Below are 5,299 nucleotides of genomic sequence, written 5' to 3'. Positions count from 1 at the left end.
AGAAATTATTGAAAACAAGTTATTATGTTCATTTCTTTCTGAAGAGAAGATATTTATTACTTATTATAGAGATGGTCATTTGCTGACTAGATATGTGACTGTAACTGACATAAATCCAATAAAGAATTTAATAGCTTGCACTGATGCATCTTATAACAGAATTTTTCTTAAATTTATAGATATAATTGATTTAAGATAAAAAATATACAGTTTTTCAAATATGTCCGGGAATAAAAATGAAAGAATCTTGTATTCTAGGTTAAGATAGAGAAAAAGTGTAGGTTTTTGTGAGAGTTAGCAAGATAAAGGCTGTTTGTTTATGTTTTGGATTGTCTGTTATGGTTATCGAATTTACAAATACAAAAGAGGAACAGAACTCAATAGAGAAAGCTAAGGAAGCATTTAGATAATAGTTGAAGACGCCCGATTAAGGACGGCTTCAACTATTATCTCACTTTGATATATTCATACCACCATTTACCACCTGGTCTAGTATCCATCCACCAAGTAATCTTATCTAACTCTGCATTAGGTAGGACATCGATTTGGATATAACATAGTCCAGAAAGTAGATCAACATTAACGCTACCTTTTATTCCTCGTTCTGCCATAGCTTGAACAGCTTCATCTAAGGAGTTAGTACCGAATCCACCTGACTTAACGTATTGATATCCACCATTCCCAACAGTTTGTCCCGTTAGAGCGTATACGTTAGGAAGTAACTCGTCATAACTCCTCCTTATGGTAATTCCTTTTGTAAATCTTTTTATTTAAATGTATAATTGTATAAAAAGTTCTAAAAATTTGAACCGAGGTGAAAATCATGAGAAGTTTTGGCTCATTAATGACCTCTACTATCTGCTCAGTAATCCTTATAATTTGGAATGCCTATTCCTTCTATGATGGATTCACAATGGGACATACGCACTACTGGGTTAATGGCATCGCAGCTGTTATCTTCTTTCTATTCTTTATCGTAAACATGCGAGATATCAACAAGAAAAACTATAGAATCTCAGAACAATAGGAGTTGATACATATGTGGAAAAAAATTAAGAGTTATAGATTGAGCTTAAAAGATTTGAAGTTCATGTTATGGCTGTTCGGTATTACATGCTTTATATACAGCTACAATTTCATTGTAGGACTTGCTTTTGTCCACAAATTCCAAGTTTATGATTTAGGTGGTGCTATAGCGACATTCGCCGCATTTATGGATACTAGAAATAGGATTAAAAATAAAAATTATAAAGTAGCTTAATATAAAAGGGATCCTTTGCGGTTTCCTTTTTTTGTATAAAAAATAAAAAGCAGCTGTTAAGCTACTTTGAATTCTTCTTATCCCCAAATGAAATGATATATATATTCTCCCGTTACACGTTCATTAATTCCAGCAATCCTAGCGAATCTCATTAAGTCCGCCCCTTGAAGAAAATACACCGAGATCGTAACTGGTACTTGTGACCACATGAATTGATAAAGCTCATTCACTCTCTGATTCGTCGAAACGATTAAATCATTTACAGGCCCATGATTCCATGCAGAGGTTTGAACTGAAGTGAACGGAAGGTCTTTCCCATTAACCACTATTCTTGCCACACTTTGAGTTATGTCCACAACAATCCCCTCCGTAATTACAAAAATCAGACCTCTTTCTATACTCATATTCTTGATTATAATTAAATGCTTAAGGCAAACCCCTATTTTCATTTCTACTCAGAAACAATTTATTTTATAAAATAAAAAGTAGCAGATTCGCTACTTTAAAATCTACATAATCCCCTTTTCTTTCGCTCTTCCATAAAGAACAGTACGGCTTATACCAGTTACTTCACATATTTTCTTAACTGTATATCCGTTCTCTTCACGATTGGCAAGCAGCTCTAAAGCATGCTCCATTTTAGGGTTTTTATCACCGTATTCTTTAGGCCTTCCCTTATATACGCCACGTTGTTTAGCAAGGTCTATACCTTCTCTTTGACGCATCTTAAGTAAATCCCTTTAACTGGTTAACACCAGCCATTACAGTGAGTAGAAAAGTACTGTATGGATTATCACTCGTAGTATCAATCCATGTATCTTTTATAGATTTAATTGAAGCTCCTTTACTCTTAATAACCTCAATTAGTTCAAATAAATCCTTTGTGCTACGACTAATACGAGTTAAATCAGTAACAACAATCGTGTCACCTTCTTTTAAACTATCAAGCATCAATTGTAGTTCTTCTCTGTTTGTTGTTGCTCCGCTTGTTTTCTCTTCATACACATGATCACATCCATAATCATTTAGCTGTTTCAACTGCCTAGCTAAATTTTGTTCTTGTGTAGAAACACGAGCATAACCAATTATCATAATATCTTCCCCTTCGTCCGTTAACGTGTTCGGAAATTAATTCTAAGTACATAACACCATTTATTTTCCGTATATGTAAACAGGACGTTGAGAAGTATGATAAATCCGTTCACTCTTTTACGTCCGTATAGGGTGGACCTAAACAGGACATTTAACTATCTCTATTTTCGTTCGTTGTGTTCGTTTGTTTTGTTAGACCTTAAATCGAATTGCAACTACATTCTTCGTATTTAATACGTATTAATTTAGAAAACCCATAAACAAAAAAAGAGTGCTGTGAAGAAGCACACTCATTCAAAGGAATTTACCAATCTCGACGATTATCGCGATCACAGTCACGATCATGATTACGTCTGCGACGGCATTCATCACAATCGCAGTCACGGTCACGTCTACAACGACGGTCATCACAATCTCTATGTCTGCGTCTGCAAAACATTAAATCATCCCAAAATCTATTACAATCTCTGCAATGTCTGAAATTACAATTACATCCCATAAATATAATTACCTCCTCTCAACTCTAGGATTCATCATATTCTATGCTAAAAAACAAAAACAGCTTGTTTACTAGTCTATTTTCTGCATTTTAAAGTAACAATATTATTATCTAATCTTTAAGTTTCAAATCTATTTCACCCCTTATCTTTCCTTAACAACAAACAAGACGCTACCCAGATTACGGCAGCGCCTAACATAACGAACTAATGATTCAAGTTTTCTTTTTCTATAACGACACCTTTATAGTATCGTTATCAATTTTTTCAAAAACCATACTTTTAAACCTAGTCTTGAAAATATTACTTTTAAATGGCATTTGCTGTGCAACTGCTAAAGGGCTTAAAATGCTTTTTTCGTTTTTAAGAATATTAATGACACTTTGTTACAGTTCAGAACTAAACTCTCTTATAAAGTGGTCATAATCATCCTTTGGTAATGCTCTCTCTAATTCAGTAAAGTCAAATTTTATTTTATTTTCCTCCTCTCGTCTATATAATTTTTCGACAAGAAAGAAGGTATTCCTACATATTGTCCAAATGTCCATTTTGTACAAAATAAAGAGCACCTTACGATTGCAGGTGCTCAAATATATGAAGTGGGGCTATCCCATACTCCAATATATGCTTGTCCTTATTAAAAAGTGCAAAATAAAAAGAGTACCCGTCATTAGGTACCCTTCAACCAATAAGTATGGCGCTCCAAGTTTCACCTCATATGATAACTCGTCCCACGAATTCATCATATGCTTGTCTTTTTAGAATGTTCACTGGTTTAATGTGTAATTTCTATATAACAAAGAAAAAAGCACCCGTTATAGATGCTTTTTTCTTTTAATCTTTCTTTTCTTTTACCACTAAAGAGAATACATTGTCCAAATTAATCATACGATCTCCAAACCTGAAGAATCTAGCTTCTCTAGCTTGTATAGAATTCTCTATATCAGTAACAGTTACTGTCTTTTTATACTCAACTTCAAATTCGTGTTGTTTACCATCGACTGCTTCTATGTTAATTATAAATTTTTTCATTTTCATATTCTCCACCTCCTGATATCTATCTATTCGACAGAAAAGAAATATATCCTACAAAACAAAAAGCCATCACCGAAAGGTGACAGCTCTAAAGAGGATGGGAGAAAAGAGAGAAAACAAATGGCAAAGTTTCTCTTCCAAGGTCAAGATTACTCTCAACCTTCTCCAAGCCACCGCATCAACTTGTATGGCTACACGCCCTGCGTTCGGTGACTGGGAGAAGACTAAGAATCTTCTCGTTTATACTCCGTAGAGTCGGCTCAATACTTCGGCTACTTAATGTCATTTTCACTTCTTCCGCTTTTACAATTCGATATGCAAAATTTCATATTTCGTTATTGTAATATCACTTTATTAACTGTCAATTAATAAAACCTCATTTATACCATGCGACAAATCAACATTTGTAATTTAATCCCTTATATTAACCCCTAAAGAAATACTTCCAAACAATATATTCGAATAACTATATTGGAATTTCTTGTTCTACACATCTATACGTGTTTTGTGTATTATATAGCAGAAGAGTAAGGTAAGAGTTACTCTTTGCCATTTTAGAAAAGGTTCTGTTGGAGACAACAGGACCTTTTTTGTTCGAATTTCAATAAAACAATTCTTAAATTCCGTCTCATTGGAAATAACTATATAATGAAACTGATTAAATATTAGGAGTGCTATTAATTTCTGATATAATCCGTCTCTTAATTATCATGATGATTGCAACCTTTTTATTTTCTTCCATAATAATAGAGTTTAAAAAACCTCAAAAAAGCATGTTTTGGTTCTCAATTGAAGTCTTGTCTCTCCTCGGAGTTTTACTGCTAATAAAGGAATTTTTTATCAATCATATAACATAGCCCCTGAATAAAATTCAATATTCCGTCAATACTGTATATGACATTAGATTTTCTCCTTGTTCCCCCTTGGAGAACCGAGCAGTTAGCTTTTGCTAGCTGCTATTTTTACAAATACTAATTAATTAACACAAGTACATTTTAGAAAAGCTTCATATGATATGGTGTATTCCTTTCTTTTAGAAAACGAAACTCGTCACAAGGGCACTTTTATGAAGTGCTCTTATTGTGTTTCAAATACATACAAAATGAAATTTTTATTAAGTTCACTTCCGAATAACTTTTCCAATCTTGTTTACACTATAACCGTAACTTAAAGTTACACATCATTACTTGTAGGGCCTAATTTCTTTTGTACAACAAGTAGTTAGTTAATTGAGCTAGCTACTTTGTTTTTTAACCATTTTTGTATGAATACAATTTATATACATAATTTCTGAAGTGAGATCCATACTATATATTAGGTCCTAGGTCTTAACATCTAAAACCCTTATTTCAGCCTTAGACCTAATAAAGCGCTCCGCTCTCTTACTTGGGGCTAAGCAGTTAGCTTTTGCTAG

General features: G+C 33.3%; 6 protein-coding genes and 2 pseudogenes. 3 read left to right on the top strand and 5 right to left on the bottom strand.

The features are described from left to right. Positions 1-199, top strand: a 199-nt coding sequence (locus KI356_RS18190; RefSeq protein ID WP_212936067.1) for a YolD-like family protein, incomplete at its 5' end; no start/stop codon positions are given. Positions 200-446: 247 nt separating this feature from the next. On the opposite strand, the pseudogene KI356_RS18185 reads toward KI356_RS18190, so the two are convergent. Beyond that, positions 447-710, bottom strand: a pseudogene (locus KI356_RS18185) (N-acetylmuramoyl-L-alanine amidase C-terminal domain-containing protein); the annotation flags it as partial. Between the two features lie 113 nt (positions 711-823). Between KI356_RS18185 and KI356_RS28240 the strand changes: the two are divergent. Both KI356_RS28240 and KI356_RS18180 read left to right on the top strand, forming a co-directional pair. Then, positions 824-1,027, top strand: coding sequence for a hypothetical protein (locus KI356_RS28240; RefSeq protein WP_238486204.1), 204 nt, complete (start codon positions 824-826; stop codon positions 1,025-1,027). 12 nt (positions 1,028-1,039) lie between these two features. After that, positions 1,040-1,261 carry a hypothetical protein gene (locus KI356_RS18180; protein WP_212936066.1) on the top strand — a complete coding sequence of 74 codons (222 nt, stop codon included), beginning with the start codon at positions 1,040-1,042 and terminating at the stop codon, positions 1,259-1,261. Positions 1,262-1,338: 77 nt separating this feature from the next. On the opposite strand, the gene KI356_RS18175 is transcribed toward KI356_RS18180, so the two are convergent. From KI356_RS18175 to KI356_RS18160, 4 genes and pseudogenes are all read right to left on the bottom strand, one after another. Next, on the bottom strand, positions 1,339-1,617 hold the full coding sequence (locus KI356_RS18175; RefSeq protein ID WP_000355688.1) for a hypothetical protein: 279 nt from the start codon (positions 1,615-1,617) through the stop codon (positions 1,339-1,341). A 153-nt stretch (positions 1,618-1,770) separates the two neighbouring features. After that, positions 1,771-2,353, bottom strand: a pseudogene (locus KI356_RS18170) (recombinase family protein). A gap of 304 nt (positions 2,354-2,657) precedes the next feature. Continuing rightward, positions 2,658-2,852 (bottom strand): hypothetical protein, encoded by a 195-nt coding sequence (locus KI356_RS18165; RefSeq protein WP_080017270.1) that lies wholly within the window; start codon positions 2,850-2,852, stop codon positions 2,658-2,660. A gap of 832 nt (positions 2,853-3,684) precedes the next feature. Then, positions 3,685-3,882 carry a hypothetical protein gene (locus KI356_RS18160; RefSeq protein ID WP_033712261.1) on the bottom strand — a complete coding sequence of 66 codons (198 nt, stop codon included), beginning with the start codon at positions 3,880-3,882 and terminating at the stop codon, positions 3,685-3,687. Between the last annotated feature and the right edge of the window lie 1,417 nt (positions 3,883-5,299).

Origin of the sequence: Bacillus hominis, assembly GCF_018332515.1 — a bacterium.
Taxonomy (GTDB): Bacteria; Bacillota; Bacilli; order Bacillales; family Bacillaceae_G; genus Bacillus_A; species Bacillus_A hominis.
This window is presented reverse-complemented; position numbering and strand designations above follow the sequence as displayed.

Bases quoted from the DNA above. Each gene is read 5' to 3' on its own strand.
- KI356_RS28240 (WP_238486204.1), top strand. From the start codon at position 824: ATGAGAAGTTTTGGCTCATTAATGACCTCTACTATCTGCTCAGTAATC.
- KI356_RS18180 (WP_212936066.1), top strand. From the start codon at position 1,040: ATGTGGAAAAAAATTAAGAGTTATAGATTGAGCTTAAAAGATTTGAAG.
- KI356_RS18165 (WP_080017270.1), bottom strand. From the start codon at position 2,852: ATGGGATGTAATTGTAATTTCAGACATTGCAGAGATTGTAATAGATTT.
- KI356_RS18160 (WP_033712261.1), bottom strand. From the start codon at position 3,882: ATGAAAAAATTTATAATTAACATAGAAGCAGTCGATGGTAAACAACAC.